Below are 14,383 nucleotides of genomic sequence, written 5' to 3'. Positions count from 1 at the left end.
TGCCAGGATGCCAACGGTCGCCGCCTTGTCGAGTGTCGAGGACGCCGTCAACCGGCGTCGCGGCGATCTGGTCGAGCTGTCCCACGCGATCCACGCCGAGCCCGAGCTGGCGTTCGAGGAGCACCGTAGCTGCGCCAAGACCCAGGCGCTGGCGGCCGAACGCGGGTTCGCCGTGACGGCCGCCCCCGGCGGGCTCAAGACCGCGTTCCGGGCGGAGTACGGCAGCGGCCCGCTGGTCGTCGGGATCTGCGCGGAATACGACGCGCTGCCGGGTATCGGGCATGCCTGCGGGCACAACATCATCGCCGCCTCGGCGGTCGGGACCGCGTTGGCTCTCGCCGACGTGGCCGACGACCTCGGCCTGACCGTCGTGTTGGTGGGTACCCCCGCCGAGGAAACCGGCGGCGGAAAAGTATTGCTGCTCAATGCCGGAACCTTCGACGACATCGCGGTGACGGTGATGCTGCACCCGGGTCCGATCGATATCGCGGCGGCCCGCTCACTGGCATTGTCCGAGGTGGCCGTCAGGTACACCGGGCGCGAATCGCACGCCGCCGTCGCGCCGTATCTGGGCATCAACGCCGGCGACGCACTCACCGTGGCGCAGGTGGCGATCGGGCTGCTGCGCCAGCAGTTGGTGCCCGGGCAGATGGTGCACGGCCTGGTCGCCGAGGGCGGCCAGGCCAGCAATATCATTCCGGCGCACACCGAACTGCGTTACACCATGCGCGCGACCACCATGGAGTCACTGCACGAACTGGAGGAACGGATGGCGGGGTGTTTCGCCGCCGGGGCGGTGGCCACCGGTTGTGAGCACACCGTGGCCGAGACGGCCCCGGCCTACGACGCGCTGGCGCCGGATGTGTACCTGTCGGAGGTGTTCCGCGCCGAGATGCTGCGATTCGGGCGCACACCCGTGACCAAGGAGCTCGAAGTGGCACTGCCGCTGGGCAGCACCGATATGGGCAACGTCACGCAGATGATGCCGGGCATCCATCCGGTGGTGGGGGTGGACGCCGGCGGCGCGTCGATCCACCAGCCGGAGTTCACGGTGGCCGCGGCGGGCCCGTCGGCCGACAAGGCCGTGGTGGAGGGCGCAATCATGTTGGCCCGCACCGTCGTTGCGCTGGCCCAGGATCCCGTCGAACGCGACCGGGTACTCACCGCCGCGGCCCGGCGGAGGGCCTCATGAGTCTTCGTGAGCACACCGAGGCATGGCTTGGCGCCCACCGCGGCGACCTGGTGGCCTGGCGCAGGCACATCCACACCCATCCCGAACTCGGCAGGCAGGAATTCGCCACCACCGACTTCGTCGCCAACCGGCTGGCCGACGCGGGGCTCAATCCCAAGGTGCTGCCCGGTGGTACCGGTCTGACCTGTGACTTCGGTCCCGACCACGGGACCAGGGTGGCGTTGCGCGCCGATATGGACGCGCTGCCGATGGCCGAGCGCACCGGTCTGCCGTTCGCCTCGGTGGTGCCCGGAGTGGCCCACGCCTGCGGGCATGACGCGCACACCTCGGTGCTGCTCGGTACCGGGCTGGCGCTGGCGTCCGCGCCCGAGCTTCCCGTCGGCGTGCGGCTGATCTTCCAGCCCGCCGAGGAACTGATGCCAGGCGGGGCCATCGACGCCGTCGCCGCCGGCGCGGTGTCCGGAGTCTCGCGGATCTTCGCGCTGCACTGTGATCCGCGCCTGGAGGTCGGCAAGGTGGCCACCCGGCCCGGGCCGATCACCTCGGCGGCGGACTCGATCGAGATCACCCTGCATTCACCGGGCGGGCACACTTCGCGCCCGCACCTGACCGGGGATCTGGTGTACGCGCTGGGCACCCTGATCACCGGGTTGCCTGGGGTGCTGTCGCGCCGGATCGACCCGCGGTTGAGCACGGTCATGGTGTGGGGTGCGGTCAACGCCGGGGTGGCGGCCAATGCCATCCCGCAGACCGGGACGCTGGCCGGCACCATCCGCACCGCCAGCCGGGAGACCTGGCTCACGCTGGAATCTCTTGTCCAGGAGACTGTTTCGTCGTTACTGGCGCCATTGCAGGTGCAGCACGCGGTGAATTACCGCCGCGGTGTGCCGCCGGTGGTCAACGAGGAGACCTCGACCCGCATCCTCACCCACGCCATCGAGATGCTCGGCCCGGACGCACTGGCCGACACCCACCAGTCCGGTGGCGGTGAGGACTTCTCCTGGTACCTGGAAGAGGTGCCCGGCGCGATGGCACGCCTGGGCGTGTGGTCCGGTCGCGGGCCGCAACTCGACCTGCACCAGCCGACCTTCGATCTCGACGAGCGGGCGCTGGAGGTCGGCGTCCGGGTGATGGTGAACCTGGTGGAGAACTCCGCCTAGTCCTCACCCCCCCCTGCCGCGAGCGTGCGGGTCTGCACACCGACACGCCGTAACTTGTGGCAGTCCGTGCACGCTCACGCGTCGCGAAGGTGCAGTGAACGCTCGGTTATCCACAGCCCGGCGATTGGGTCTACCCCGGTGGCGTATCGGGCGTCGACGATCGTGGACATGCATACGGAGTTGATCCAGCTGCTGGACCGCCAAGGTGGGGTGGCAACCAGTGCACAACTGCTGTCGCACATGCCGCGCCGGGCCTTCGAGGCGGCGGTCCGCACCGGGGTGTTCGACCGGCTGTGGCAAGGCATCTACGCGTACGGCGAAGCCACTGAGGACCTGCGTCTGCGCGGGCTGGACCTGATGACCGCGGCGCCGGTGGCGGTCTGCCTCGGCACGGCGGCCGCGCGGTACGGCTTCGACACCGAGCACGCCGAGGACCTGCACGTGCTCAATCCGCAACAGGGACAGCTCCGATCGGCGGACGGGCTGGTGGTGCACCGCCGCGAGGGAGCGCCGGTGGTCGACGTCGCGGGCCGGCCCGCCACCGAGGCGAACTGGACGGCGGTGGAGGTGGCTCGCTCGCTGCGGCGCCCGCGTGCCCTGGCGACGCTGGACGCCGCCCTGCGCAGCGGTACCTGCAACCGCACCGACTTGTGGCGAGCGGCGCTGGCGCAAGCCGGACGGCGCGGGATCGTCGATGTCCGGGCGCTGATCCCGTGGGCGGACGGCCGTTCGGAGTCACCCATGGAGAGCGAGGCCCGTCTGGTGATGATCGACGGCGGGCTGCCCGTTCCGGCGTTGCAGCACGAGATCATCGATGGGAACGGGGACCGTCGCTGGTTCGACTTCGCTTGGCCGGATGTGCGGGTGGCCGCCGAATACGAGGGCGTGGATTGGCACAGCGGGCCCGAGGAGTTGCGACGCGACCGGCGACGGCTGGCCGCCGTCCAGGACGTCGGGTGGACCGTGGTGCCCATCCTGTTCGAGGACGTCCGGTTTCGCTACGTCGAATTGGTGGCGCGGATAGACAGGCAATTGTGTCGCGCTCGGGCGGCGTGAGCGTGCGCTCAGCGCCACGGATTACGGCGTGTCGGTGTGCAGACCCGCACGCTCGCGGGAAAGCGGGCTAGGTGCCGGGGCCGACGTTCGCGGCGGGCCGGGTGCGCAGGTCGTGCACGTACTCGGCCGGGGCGCCGGCGATCTCCGCTGCTTCGGCCATCACCCCGAGGTAGCGCGCCGACGGCAGGCCACCCTCCCAGGCGTCGACGACGTAGAGCCAGGCGAGCACAGGGTCGGTGGTGGTGTCCGAGGACAGCCGGTCCACCCGGCAGCGGATCTTCTTGTGGAAGCCCAACTCGGAGCCTTCCCAGCGGTCCAGATTGGCTTCGTCCTCTTTGGTCATGTCGTAGAGCACCACAAAGACCTTCTCGGCCGGGTCCTCGACCAGGGTGGCCAAGGCCCCCTCCCAGCCGAAGTCCTCGCCGCCGAAGGTCAGGCGCCATCCGTTCAGCCAGCCGGTGCCGGCCACCGGGGAATGCGGGGCGCGCGCAAGCATCTGCTCCGGATGCATGTTTGACCCGTAGGCGGCGTAGAGCGGCACGGGCCAACTTTAGGCGGTCCGGCGGGCGGGAGCGAAGCGACCCGGTGAATCGCCTGCGGTGGGCCCGAGCGCAGTGACCCACTACGTTTATCACCGTGCCCACCCGCATCGTGATCATCGGCGGCGGACCCGCCGGCTACGAGGCAGCCCTGGTTGCCGCCTCCCGCGGCCCGGACGTGGTCCAGGTCACCGTCGTCGACAGTGACGGGATCGGCGGTGCCTGCGTCCTGTTCGACTGTGTGCCGTCCAAGACCTTCATCGCGTCGACGGGCGTGCGCACCGAGCTGCGCCGGGCCAACGGACTGGGCTTCGATATCGCCATCGAGGACGCCAAGATCTCGCTCGGGCAGATCCACAACCGGGTCAAGACGCTGGCCAGGTCGCAATCCGCCGATATCGGCGCCACCCTGCTCAACGCCGGGGTGAACGTGGTCAAAGGTCGCGGCGAGCTGGTCGACAGCGTGCCGGGCATGGCACATCACCGGATCAAGGTGTCCACGCCCGATGGCAAGGTCGGCGTGCTCAAGGCCGACGTGGTGCTGATCGCCACCGGCGCCACCCCGCGGGTGCTGCCGAACGCGGTCCCGGACGGCGAACGCATCCTGAACTGGCGCCAGCTCTACGAACTCACCGAGCTGCCCGAGCACCTGGTGATCGTCGGCTCTGGCGTGACCGGCGCGGAGTTCTGCAGCGCCTACACCGAGCTGGGCGTGAAGGTCACCGTGGTGGCCAGCCGCGACCAGATCCTGCCGCACGAGGATTCCGACGCCGCGGCCGTGCTGGAGGAGGCGTTCTCCGAGCGCGGGGTCTCGCTGGTGAAGAACGCCAGGGCCGATTCGGTGGTCCGGACCGACCGCGGAATCAAGGTCAGCCTGGCCGACGGGCGCACCGTCGAGGGCAGCCACGCCCTGATGACCGTCGGGTCGGTGCCCAACACCGGTGGCCTGGGTCTGGAGAAGGCCGGTATCGAACTCGGGCAGGGAAATTACCTGACGGTGGACCGGGTGTCGCGGACGACGGCCCCGGGCATCTACGCGGCGGGGGACTGCACCGGCCTGCTGCCGCTGGCGTCGGTGGCCGCCATGCAGGGCCGCATCGCGATGTACCACGCGCTCGGCGAAGGGGTGACGCCCATCCGACTGCGTACCGTGGCCGCCGCCGTGTTCACCCGGCCGGAGATCGCCGCGGTCGGGGTGCCCCAGACCAAGATCGACGACGGCACCGTCCCGGCCCGCACGTTGATGTTGCCGCTGACCACCAACGCCAGGGCGAAGATGTCGCTGCTGCGCCGCGGTTTCGTCAAGATCTTCTGCCGCCCCGCCACCGGCGTGGTGATCGGCGGGGTGGTGGTCGCACCGATCGCCTCCGAGTTGATCCTGCCGATCGCGCTGGCCGTGCAGAACCGGATCTCGGTGGGTGACCTGGCGCAGACGCTGTCGGTGTACCCGTCGCTGTCCGGGTCGATCGTGGAAGCGGCACGCCGGCTGATGGCCCACGATGATCTCGATTAGCCGACCTGGACTAAAGGCGAGTTCACCGCACTGAGCACGCACGCCATCGCCGCGCGCGACGTAGGCTCGGAACCGGCAACTGCTACCCACCAGTAACCACGAGGAGTCTCCGGCGTGAATGACCAGATCTCTGGCAATGGTCAAGCGCAGCTCGGGCCCGACCAGCGTGCGACGGCCTGGCAGCGGCTCGGCAGCGAACAGTTCGACGTCGTGGTCATCGGTGGCGGCGTGGTCGGCGCGGGCGCGGCCCTGGATGCCGCGACGCGCGGTCTGCGGGTGGCCCTGGTCGAGGCCCGCGACTTCGCCTCCGGCACGTCGAGTCGCAGCTCCAAGATGTTCCACGGCGGCCTGCGGTATCTGGAACAGCTGGAATTCGGCCTGGTCCGGGAGGCGCTGCACGAGCGCGAGTTGTCGCTGACGACGCTGGCGCCGCATCTGGTCAAGCCGCTGCCGTTCCTGTTCCCACTGACCAAACGCTGGTGGGAGCGGCCGTATGTGGCCGCCGGCATCTTCCTTTACGATCAGCTCGGCGGCGCGAAATCCGTTCCGGCGCAAAAACATCTGCTCAAGGCGGGGGCGCTGAGGCTAGCTCCCGGACTCAAGCGCAGCTCGCTCATCGGCGGTATCCGCTACTACGACACCGTCGTCGACGATGCCCGGCACACCATGACGGTGGCGCGCACCGCGGCCCATTACGGCGCGGTGGTGCGGACCTCCACCCAGGTCGTGGCGCTGCTGCGGGAAGGTGACCGCGTCACCGGGGTCAAGGTGCGCGACACCGAGAACGGCGCCGTGACCGAGGTGTGCGGGCACGTCGTGGTGAACGCCACCGGGGTGTGGACCGACGAGATCCAGGCGCTGTCCAAGGAGCGCGGCCGGTTCCGGGTGCGGGCATCCAAGGGCGTGCACATCGTGGTGCCCCGCGACCGCGTCGTCAGCGAGGTGGCGATCATCCTGCGCACCGAGAAGTCGGTGCTGTTCGTCATTCCGTGGGGCACGCACTGGATCATCGGCACCACCGACACCGACTGGAATCTGGACCTGGCGCATCCGGCCGCCACCAAGGCCGATATCGACTACATCCTCGCCACCGTCAACACCGTGCTGGCCACACCGCTGACACACGATGACATCGACGGCGTGTACGCCGGGCTGCGGCCGCTGCTGGCGGGGGAGAGCGAGGAGACCTCCAAGCTGTCCCGCGAGCACGCCGTGGCGGTGCCGTCGCCGGGGTTGGTGTCCATCGCCGGCGGCAAGTACACCACCTACCGGGTGATGGGTGCCGACGCGATCGACGCCGCAGCCGAATTCGTCCCGACCAGGGTGGCGCCGTCGATCACCGAGAAGGTGCCGCTGGTGGGCGCCGAAGGCTACTTCGCCCTGGTGAACCAGACCGAGCACGTAGGCAAGCATTATGGCCTGCACCCGTACCGGGTGCGGCATCTGCTGGACCGCTACGGCTCGCTGATCGGTGAGGTGCTGGCCATGGCCGACACCAAACCCGAACTGCTGGAACCCATCACAGCCGCCCCGGTGTACCTGAAGGTGGAAGCGGTGTACGCGGCCGCGGCCGAAGGCGCCATGCACCTGGAGGACATCCTGGCCCGCCGGATGCGGATTTCCATCGAGTACCCGCACCGGGGCGTGGATTGCGCGGCCGAGGTTGCCGAGATCGTCGCCCCCGTGCTGGGTTGGAGTCCTGAGCAGGTCGACCGCGAGGTGCAGACCTATCTGGCCAGGGTGTCGGCCGAAGTGCGGTCGCAGACCCAGCCCGACGACGAGTCCGCCGATGCGTTGCGGGCCGCTGCGCCCGAGGCGCGGGCCGAGATCCTGGAACCGGTGCCGCTCAATTGATTCCATCGGGCCGGCCCGGCTACGACGGTATCGGCCCTTCGCGGCTGCGGGTCCTTGGTGGAAACCTGCGCGACGAGTTGGAGGCGCGGTTCGGCGGTGGAGCCAAAGTGCTTGCCGGGGAAGTGTTCTGCGCCGACGGAACGGTGGCGGATGCGTCCACCGTGCTGCCCGCCGGGGCGACGGTGTATTTGTACCGGGACCTGCCCGACGAGGTGCCGGTGCCGTTCGAGATGCCGATCCTGCACCGCGACGACGACATCGTGGTGGTCGACAAACCGCATTTCTTGGCCACCATGCCGCGCGGCGGGCATGTCGTGCAGACCGCGCTGGTGCGGTTGCGCCGCGAACTCGACCTGCCGGAGCTCAGTCCCGCGCACCGGCTGGACCGGTTGACGGCCGGGGTGCTGCTGTTCACGGCGCGTCGGCAGGTGCGTGGCGCCTATCAGGGCATGTTCGCCGAGGGGCGGGTGCGCAAGACGTACCTGGCGCGGGCCGCCGGCACGCCGACGGTGGCCCTGCCTGCCCTGCTGAGGAGCCGGATCATCAAGCAGCGCAGCCGATTACAGGCCTTCGAGGAGCCGGGTGAACCGAATGCCGAGACCTATGTCGAAGCACTCGGGGATGGTGTCTACCGGCTCACCCCGCGCACCGGCCGGACCCATCAATTGCGGGTGCAGTTGTGCTCGATCGGCATACCGATCGAGCACGATTCGCTCTATCCAGAGGTACAGCGGGTGGACCCGGCGGACTTCTCCCGGCCGCTGCAGCTGATCGCCCACCGGTTGGAGTTCGACGACCCGTATTCCGGCGCGTGCCGGACGTTTGTCAGCCGCCGAGTTCTGGGCAATTGACGACGCGAATAAATAGTTCGCTGCGTGGTCCGGAATTCATGTGGTGCGACCGTTTTCAGTTCGCCTTGCGAACGAATTGCGCAATGTCACCGTATTGCTTGAGATCATGGGTCTCGGCCAGCGGATTCGTGTCGAAGACGTATTCGACGTAAAGCTTGTTGATATTGCGGGCGAGCGACGGCGGGATGTTGTCGATGACTTGGGCTTCCAGTCCCTCGATGTCGATCTTGAGGATGTCGATGCGGCCGTGCTTGCCGATGATCTCCTTCAGCACGGTCTGCGAATTGACACATGTCACGGTGATCGAGTGCTCCAGGTGTGCGTCCACGCCGCCGTACCGGCCGGTGTCCTCCCAGCCGAACTCGACCTCGCCGTCGCTCACGCCGACGGCGAGCTCGCGTAGTTCATAGCGCCCTTCGAAGGGGTGCAGATTGTCCTTGAGCTTGGCCACGTTGGACGGCAGCGGCTCGAAAAGGTAGGCGAACGCCGTGGGGGTCCGGGTCAGGAAATAGGCGGCGGAGATGCCGATATTGGAGCCGAAGTCGACGATCACCTCATCGGAGCCGTCGGCGTGATAGTCGTCACGGCAGAAGATCTCGTTGACGGTCAGCAGGTCATGCGCCGAGTTGAGCCGCAGCGCCAGCCAGGACTGCGGGGTGCGCAACCGCACGGTGTACGGGTACTCCCCGGTCCCGGCGAGGTAGCGGGCGAACATGCGGGCTGGGTGGTCGTACAGCCGCAGCATGTTGCGGGCTGCGACGTAGTGCCTGCGTTGCACCAACGCAGTGGCGATTTTGCCGACCTTGCGTCCAGCAACCTGCATCTTCACCTCCGTCGTACGGGGGCGCGCTGAACAGCAAGGCCCGAAGTTCCTCGTAGTGCGCGCTTACAATAGCTGTCAAGGTCGTCAATTACTTGCCGGGGCCGTCGTTGGTCTCGGGCGAGCGGGTGTGACCGTCTCCATCGTGGCTGACGATGTTCTCCCCAAAGTATGCACGTAAGTACCCATGTCGCGCTAAACCTACGCATTTGCCAGCGACCTAATTCGGCCGATCCCGGCCCGGATGAGCTGGTCGGATCTGGTCTACTGACCGACATGGATCGCAGTGGATTCGACGCGTTGTTCGACATGTCCGATCGCACCGTGGTGGTCACCGGTGGAACCCGGGGGATCGGGCTCGCCTTGGCGGAGGGATTCGTTCTGGCCGGCGCACGCGTGGTGGTGGCCAGCCGGAAACCGCAGGCGTGCGCGTCGGCCGCGGCGCATCTGCGGGGCCTGGGGGGCCAGGCGATCGGTGTGCCCGCCCACTCGGGCAACGTCGATGATCTGGCGGTCCTGGTCGAACGAACGGTGGCAGAGTTCGGCGGGATCGACGTGGTGGTCAACAATGCGGCGAATGCACTGGCGCAACCGATCGGATCGATGACGGTGGACGCCTGGAACAAGTCGTACTCGGTGAACCTGCAGGGGCCGGTGTTTCTCGTTCAGCACGCGTTGCCCTATCTCGAGCGGAGCTCGGCGGCCGCGGTGCTGAACATGGTGTCGGTGGGCGCGTTCAATTTCGCGCCCACCTTGTCCATCTACGCCTCGGGCAAGGCGGCGCTGATGTCGGTGACCCGGTCGATGGCGGCCGAGTTCGCGCCACGGGGAATCCGTGTCAATGCGATCGCGCCCGGGCCGGTGGACACCGACATGATGCGCAACAATCCGCAGGAGGCGATCGAGGCCATGACGGCGAACACCCTGATGCGCCGGTTGGCCGCCCCGGATGAAATGGTCGGCGCCGCACTGCTGTTGTGTTCGCAGGCCGGCAGCTACATCACCGGTCAGGTCGTCATCGTCGACGGCGGCGGTACACCGCGTTGAGCGTTGTCGCGGTGCCGAGGTCGGCTTGGCCGTCTCGGGTCCGGCGTTGTGTCACGCCGACCGGTCGGTGCTGCGCCAGCCCCTCACTCCGACGGCGATCATCCGCATCTGTTTGACGGCGATCCGTTTGATCTCCTGCAGCGCCGACGGGTCGGCGGCGTCCTCGGTGGTCTCGGCGATCGAGATCATGGCGTTGACGAACAGGTTGGCCAGGATGTTGAGGTCCTCGCTGCTCCACTCCTTCAGCGCCGGGAAGCGAGCCAGGTCGATCGCGAGTTCCGAAGTGATCAAACGGATCTCGGTGCGGATCGCATAACGCAGCACGGCCACGCCGCTGGCGCGTTCCCGGGTGATGAACCGCCAATGCTCGCGGCGTTCGCTGATACTCGCGATGAGGATCTCGGCTGACGAGTCGATGACGTGGTTGGGGTCGAGCTTTCCGGCGCGGGCGCCGCGCAGCATGTCGCGCAGTGATCGGAACGACTCGTCGATCAGGACCAGGCCCAGCGCTTCCATCGAGTCGAAATGCCGGTAGAAGGCGGCCGGCACGATGCCCGCCTCGCGGGTCACCTCCCGCAGGCTCAGGCCGGTGAAACTGCCCTCTTCCAGCAGGTGCAGGGCCGCCGCGACGATCGCCCGGCGGGTGACCTCTTTGCGCTCGTCGCGCGACAAGGTGTCCCGCGAACGCGACCGTCCTGAGCGGCTTGACCGCCCGGAGCGGGACTTCGGAGCGTCGCTATCCACAACCAAGGAGCGTACAACCGGATGGCGGTCCACTTCCTCCGTCGTCGCGTTGTCAACTGTTAGTGAATTGAGAGTACGAACGTTCACTATGTTATGCCCATCACAACCTGCTTGTTTTCCTTGACCGTGCCAGTCTTACACGCCCAGAGTGTACATATGTTCACCGAAACATTGACGCACAAGCTGAGGGATCGGGTGCTCCGGTCGCCGCTGCTGGATCTGCTCACCGGACCTCACGGCGTCGACCGGTACACCGAGATTGTCGATGCGGCGTGGATCAAGGGCGCGGCCCGGGCCACGGTTGTGTCCGTCCGGCGCCAGACGCCGCGCAGCGTCACCTTGACGCTGGAGCCCAACCAGGTCTTCGCCGGCTTCACGGCGGGCCAGCACATCAACCTCTCCGTCGAGATCGACGGGCGCAGGCGCACCCGCTGCTATTCGCCGGCCAATGCCGAAGGTGGGCGCCTCATCGAGCTGACCATTGGTTTGCACGACGGCGGCCTGGTGTCGACCTACCTGTGCACGCACGCCAAGCCGGGTCTGGTGGTCGGACTCGACGCCGTCGGCGGAGATTTCGTCATGCCGGCGCAGCGCCCCGGCCGGATCCTGTTCGTCTCCGGCGGCAGCGGCATCACCCCGGTGCTGTCCATGCTGCGCACGCTCAAAGCCGAAGGCAGCACCGCCGAGATTGCCTTCGTGCACTACGCCCGCTCGGCCGAGGAGGCCTGCTACCGCGACGAACTGGACAGCATGCCCGGTGTGCGGGTGCTGCACGGCTATACCCGTGACGACCACAACGCCGATCTGGACGGCTACTTCGCCCCGCACCACCTGGCGGCCGCCATGGCCGAACCCGATGCGGTGTTCGTATGCGGTCCGCCCGCGCTCGTCGAGGCGGTTCGCGACCTGCGTCCCGACGCGCACTCGGAGAGCTTCCTGCCGCCGGTGTTCACCGTGCCTGCCGAAGCCACCGGGGGCACCATCGCCTTCACCGGCAGCGGCGTCGAGGTGGCCGACAGCGGCCAGACGCTGCTGGAGCAGGCCGAAGCGGCGGGGCTGTCCCCGGAGAGCGGCTGCCGAATGGGCATCTGCCACAGCTGCACCCGGTTCAAGAGCCGTGGCGCGGTGCGCAACCTGCTCACCGGCGCGGTGTCCACCGACGACTGCGAAGACATCCAACTCTGCGTGACCGCCCCCGTGGGTGACGTCGCCGTGGATCTCTAAGACCTCTAGAACAAACCGACTACGCGAAAGGCTCAGCAATGACAACGCTCGAATTGCCCCGTAGCTCTACAACCGCTTCCCGGAGCTCGTCCAAGTACGCTCTGACTCCCGAACAGGCAGATGCGTTCGGAGCCGAACTCGACGCGATCCGCGACCGCGCCCTCGCCGATCTGGGTGAGCGCGACGCCACCTATATCCGTCAGATCATCAAGTGGCAGCGCGGCCTCGAGGTCGGCGGCCGTGCGCTGCTGTTCCTGCCGCCGGCGTGGCCGATCGGCACCGTGATGTTGGGCCTGTCCAAGATCTTGGACAACATGGAGATCGGCCACAACGTCATGCACGGCCAGTACGACTGGATGGGCGATCCGGCGTTGCGCGGCCAGAACTTCGAATGGGATTCGGCCTGCCCGTCCAACCAGTGGCGGCACTCGCACAACTACATGCACCACACCTACACCAACATCGTCGACCTGGACCGCGACATCGGCTACGGCGTGCTGCGGATGAGTGAGGACCAGAAGTGGCACCCCTACTACCTGGGTAACCCGGTCTACGCCTTCCTGCTGATGGTCTTCTTCCAGTACGGCGTCGCGCTGCACGAGCTGGAGACCGAGCGCATCCGTTCCGGTGAGATCAAGCTGCGCGACAAGAAGGACATGCTCACCGAGATGTGGGCCAAGGTCAGGAAGCAGACCGTGAAGGACTACGTGGCCTTCCCCTTGCTGGCCGGACCGTTTGCGCCGTTCGTCTTCACGGGCAACATGACCGCCAACCTGATGCGCAACGTGTGGTCGTACATGATCATCTTCTGCGGGCATTTCCCGGAGGGCACCCACGAGTTCACCGTCGAAGAGACCAAGGCCGAGACGCGCGGTCAGTGGTACTACCGGCAGCTGTTGGGTTCGGCGAACCTCACCGGTGGAAAGTGGTTCCACATCTTCAGCGGCAACCTGTCCTTCCAGATCGAGCATCACCTGTTCCCGGACATTCCGGCGCACCGCTATGCCGGGATCTCCGGTGAGGTCAAGGAGATCTGCCAGCGCTACGGTCTGCCCTACAACAGCGGGCCGCTGCCCAAGCAGTTCTTCTCGGTGATCAAGAAGATCTGCCGGCTGGCCCTGCCCGGCCGCTGATCGCTTACGCCGCCTGACAATTCGGGCACCAGAAACTGATCCGGTCGCCGCTGCGGTCCACCTCGATAGGGGTGCCGCAGCGGCGACACGGTTCGCCGGCCCGTCCGTAGACCCACACCTGCTGACCCCGGCGAGTATCGCCGGTGGTGCACCGGTTGGAACGGGAGCGGTTGAGCCACAACATGTCCCGGGCGCGCTGCACCAGGCGCAGCGGATCCTTGATGGTGCCGACCTCGGCGGTGGGTCTGCGGCCGAACACGAAACACAGCTCGTTGGCGTACACGTTGCCCACACCGGCCATCACCCGCTGATCCAGCAACGCCTCGGACAGTGCGCGGCCGGGCTCGGCGGCGAGGTTGGCCGCGGCGAGCCGTGGGTCCCAGTCCCTGCCGAGCAGGTCCGGTCCCAGATGGGCGACCACGTCCTGGTCGTGGCTGCGCTCCAGCACCTCCAGCACGCCGAGGTCGATACCGGTGGCCAGGCCGTCGGCGGTGCCCAGCACGATGCGGATCCGGTGCGGTTCCACCCGGCCCGGACCGATCCGCCAACTGCCGTCCATCTTGAGATGGGAGTGAATGCTGGCCGCGCCGACCCGGATGAACAGGTGCTTGCCGCGGCTGAGCACCTCGTCGACCACCTGACCGCTCAGATCCACCGTCGCATACCGTGGAACCCGGATATCGCAGCGGGTCAACGTCTTTCCTTCCAGGGCCTGCCTCAGCTTGGCGGCGGTGTGGAAGACGGTGTCACCTTCGGGCATATCTTCATTGAACACCGACCTGCGCGCGCGCCTTCTGGTGGCGGTGCTGACGATCCAGGGTGGCGAAGTAGAACGCGTAGGCGAAGGCGCAACTGGTGAACAAGCTCGACACGAAGAACAGCCACGGGCGGCTGATTCCGCGCCGGTACCCGTCGACGACGGTGAACAGGGGCAGCAGGATGACGTTGATGATGGTGTAGTCCTGGCTGGCCGAACTGGCCGCCGGGTTGGTGTATCCGAGCTTGATGAATTCCTGCCAGCTGCCCGGGCCCCAGATCGGATTGCTCGACGGGGTGGCGTACTCGGCGACGTAGCGGTAGTTGAAGTAGTAGCCGAGGACGGTGGCGGCGATGCCGACGACGTAGAACGTCGCCTCCAGTGCTGAGACGGCGGGGCCGGTGGCCGGTCGGGCGAAGATTTCGCGATTGGCGTTGACGATCCACGCGATGACGGCGAATCCGAGTATCAGGTGAACGGCGAGCGAGACCAT

The 14,383-nt window shown here is 67.4% G+C and carries 14 protein-coding genes; 9 read left to right on the top strand and 5 right to left on the bottom strand.

Annotation, left to right across the window (positions count from 1 at the left end):
- The first annotated feature begins 7 nt into the window (after nucleotides 1-7).
- The 3 genes from ACXPWS_RS24015 (at nucleotide 8) to ACXPWS_RS24005 (ending at nucleotide 3,408) form a co-directional block, all read left to right on the top strand.
- The gene (locus tag ACXPWS_RS24015) at nucleotides 8-1,192 is read left to right on the top strand and encodes a M20 family metallopeptidase (RefSeq protein ID WP_458709052.1); all 1,185 of its coding nucleotides are present in this window, start codon (nucleotides 8-10) and stop codon (nucleotides 1,190-1,192) included.
- The gene (locus ACXPWS_RS24010; RefSeq protein WP_458709051.1) at nucleotides 1,189-2,352 is read left to right on the top strand and encodes a M20 family metallopeptidase; all 1,164 of its coding nucleotides are present in this window, start codon (nucleotides 1,189-1,191) and stop codon (nucleotides 2,350-2,352) included. Before ACXPWS_RS24015 ends, ACXPWS_RS24010 begins: the two co-directional genes overlap by 4 nt.
- A gap of 168 nt (nucleotides 2,353-2,520) precedes the next feature.
- On the top strand, nucleotides 2,521-3,408 hold the full coding sequence (locus ACXPWS_RS24005) for a hypothetical protein (RefSeq protein WP_458709050.1): 888 nt from the start codon (nucleotides 2,521-2,523) through the stop codon (nucleotides 3,406-3,408).
- Nucleotides 3,409-3,475: 67 nt separating this feature from the next.
- Here the strand turns inward: ACXPWS_RS24005 and ACXPWS_RS24000 are convergent, their stop codons facing one another.
- Nucleotides 3,476-3,949, bottom strand: coding sequence for a gamma-glutamylcyclotransferase (locus ACXPWS_RS24000; protein WP_458709049.1), 474 nt, complete (start codon nucleotides 3,947-3,949; stop codon nucleotides 3,476-3,478).
- Nucleotides 3,950-4,044: 95 nt separating this feature from the next.
- On the opposite strand from ACXPWS_RS24000, the gene ACXPWS_RS23995 reads away from it, so the two are divergent.
- The 3 genes from ACXPWS_RS23995 to ACXPWS_RS23985 all read left to right on the top strand — a co-directional run bounded on the left by ACXPWS_RS23995 (nucleotide 4,045) and on the right by ACXPWS_RS23985 (nucleotide 8,165).
- Nucleotides 4,045-5,460: an NAD(P)H-quinone dehydrogenase gene (locus tag ACXPWS_RS23995; protein ID WP_458709048.1), complete on the top strand. Its 1,416-nt coding sequence runs from the start codon at nucleotides 4,045-4,047 to the stop codon at nucleotides 5,458-5,460.
- Nucleotides 5,461-5,574: 114 nt separating this feature from the next.
- On the top strand, nucleotides 5,575-7,314 hold the full coding sequence (locus ACXPWS_RS23990; protein ID WP_458709047.1) for a glycerol-3-phosphate dehydrogenase/oxidase: 1,740 nt from the start codon (nucleotides 5,575-5,577) through the stop codon (nucleotides 7,312-7,314).
- Nucleotides 7,311-8,165: a pseudouridine synthase gene (locus ACXPWS_RS23985; protein WP_458709046.1), complete on the top strand. Its 855-nt coding sequence runs from the start codon at nucleotides 7,311-7,313 to the stop codon at nucleotides 8,163-8,165. Before ACXPWS_RS23990 ends, ACXPWS_RS23985 begins: the two co-directional genes overlap by 4 nt.
- A 55-nt stretch (nucleotides 8,166-8,220) precedes the next feature.
- Here ACXPWS_RS23985 and ACXPWS_RS23980 read toward each other — a convergent pair whose 3' ends face one another.
- Complete coding sequence (locus ACXPWS_RS23980) at nucleotides 8,221-8,988, bottom strand: FkbM family methyltransferase (RefSeq protein ID WP_458709045.1); 768 nt, start codon at nucleotides 8,986-8,988, stop codon at nucleotides 8,221-8,223.
- A 273-nt stretch (nucleotides 8,989-9,261) separates the two neighbouring features.
- Between ACXPWS_RS23980 and ACXPWS_RS23975 the strand changes: the two genes are divergently transcribed.
- Nucleotides 9,262-10,032: an SDR family NAD(P)-dependent oxidoreductase gene (locus tag ACXPWS_RS23975; protein WP_458709044.1), complete on the top strand. Its 771-nt coding sequence runs from the start codon at nucleotides 9,262-9,264 to the stop codon at nucleotides 10,030-10,032.
- 51 nt (nucleotides 10,033-10,083) lie between these two features.
- Here the strand turns inward: ACXPWS_RS23975 and ACXPWS_RS23970 are convergent, their stop codons facing one another.
- Nucleotides 10,084-10,776 (bottom strand): TetR family transcriptional regulator, encoded by a 693-nt coding sequence (locus tag ACXPWS_RS23970; RefSeq protein ID WP_458709043.1) that lies wholly within the window; start codon nucleotides 10,774-10,776, stop codon nucleotides 10,084-10,086.
- Between the two features lie 156 nt (nucleotides 10,777-10,932).
- Between ACXPWS_RS23970 and ACXPWS_RS23965 the strand changes: the two genes are divergently transcribed.
- A complete protein-coding gene (locus ACXPWS_RS23965; RefSeq protein ID WP_458709042.1) occupies nucleotides 10,933-12,000 on the top strand; it encodes a ferredoxin reductase in 1,068 nt (355 codons plus the stop codon).
- A 38-nt stretch (nucleotides 12,001-12,038) separates the two neighbouring features.
- Nucleotides 12,039-13,133, top strand: coding sequence for a fatty acid desaturase family protein (locus ACXPWS_RS23960; protein WP_458709041.1), 1,095 nt, complete (start codon nucleotides 12,039-12,041; stop codon nucleotides 13,131-13,133).
- A gap of 4 nt (nucleotides 13,134-13,137) precedes the next feature.
- On the opposite strand, the gene nei2 is transcribed toward ACXPWS_RS23960, so the two are convergent.
- Together nei2 and ACXPWS_RS23950 are read right to left on the bottom strand one after the other, a co-directional pair.
- Nucleotides 13,138-13,893, bottom strand: coding sequence for an endonuclease VIII Nei2 (gene nei2 / locus ACXPWS_RS23955; protein ID WP_458709040.1), 756 nt, complete (start codon nucleotides 13,891-13,893; stop codon nucleotides 13,138-13,140).
- A gap of 4 nt (nucleotides 13,894-13,897) precedes the next feature.
- Nucleotides 13,898-14,383, bottom strand: a complete 486-nt coding sequence (locus ACXPWS_RS23950) for a DUF2834 domain-containing protein (RefSeq protein ID WP_458709039.1) — start codon at nucleotides 14,381-14,383, stop codon at nucleotides 13,898-13,900.

The organism is Mycobacterium sp. BMJ-28 (assembly GCF_054404835.1).
This window is presented reverse-complemented; position numbering and strand designations above follow the sequence as displayed.

Coding starts and splice junctions, on each gene's coding strand:
- ACXPWS_RS24015 (WP_458709052.1), top strand. CDS start 8: ATGCCAACGGTCGCCGCCTTGTCGAGTGTCGAGGACGCCGTCAACCGG.
- ACXPWS_RS24010 (WP_458709051.1), top strand. CDS start 1,189: ATGAGTCTTCGTGAGCACACCGAGGCATGGCTTGGCGCCCACCGCGGC.
- ACXPWS_RS24005 (WP_458709050.1), top strand. CDS start 2,521: ATGCATACGGAGTTGATCCAGCTGCTGGACCGCCAAGGTGGGGTGGCA.
- ACXPWS_RS23980 (WP_458709045.1), bottom strand. CDS start 8,988: ATGCAGGTTGCTGGACGCAAGGTCGGCAAAATCGCCACTGCGTTGGTG.
- ACXPWS_RS23975 (WP_458709044.1), top strand. CDS start 9,262: ATGGATCGCAGTGGATTCGACGCGTTGTTCGACATGTCCGATCGCACC.
- ACXPWS_RS23965 (WP_458709042.1), top strand. CDS start 10,933: ATGTTCACCGAAACATTGACGCACAAGCTGAGGGATCGGGTGCTCCGG.
- ACXPWS_RS23960 (WP_458709041.1), top strand. CDS start 12,039: ATGACAACGCTCGAATTGCCCCGTAGCTCTACAACCGCTTCCCGGAGC.
- nei2 (WP_458709040.1), bottom strand. CDS start 13,893: ATGCCCGAAGGTGACACCGTCTTCCACACCGCCGCCAAGCTGAGGCAG.
- ACXPWS_RS23950 (WP_458709039.1), bottom strand. CDS start 14,383: ATGGTCTCGCTCGCCGTTCACCTGATACTCGGATTCGCCGTCATCGCG.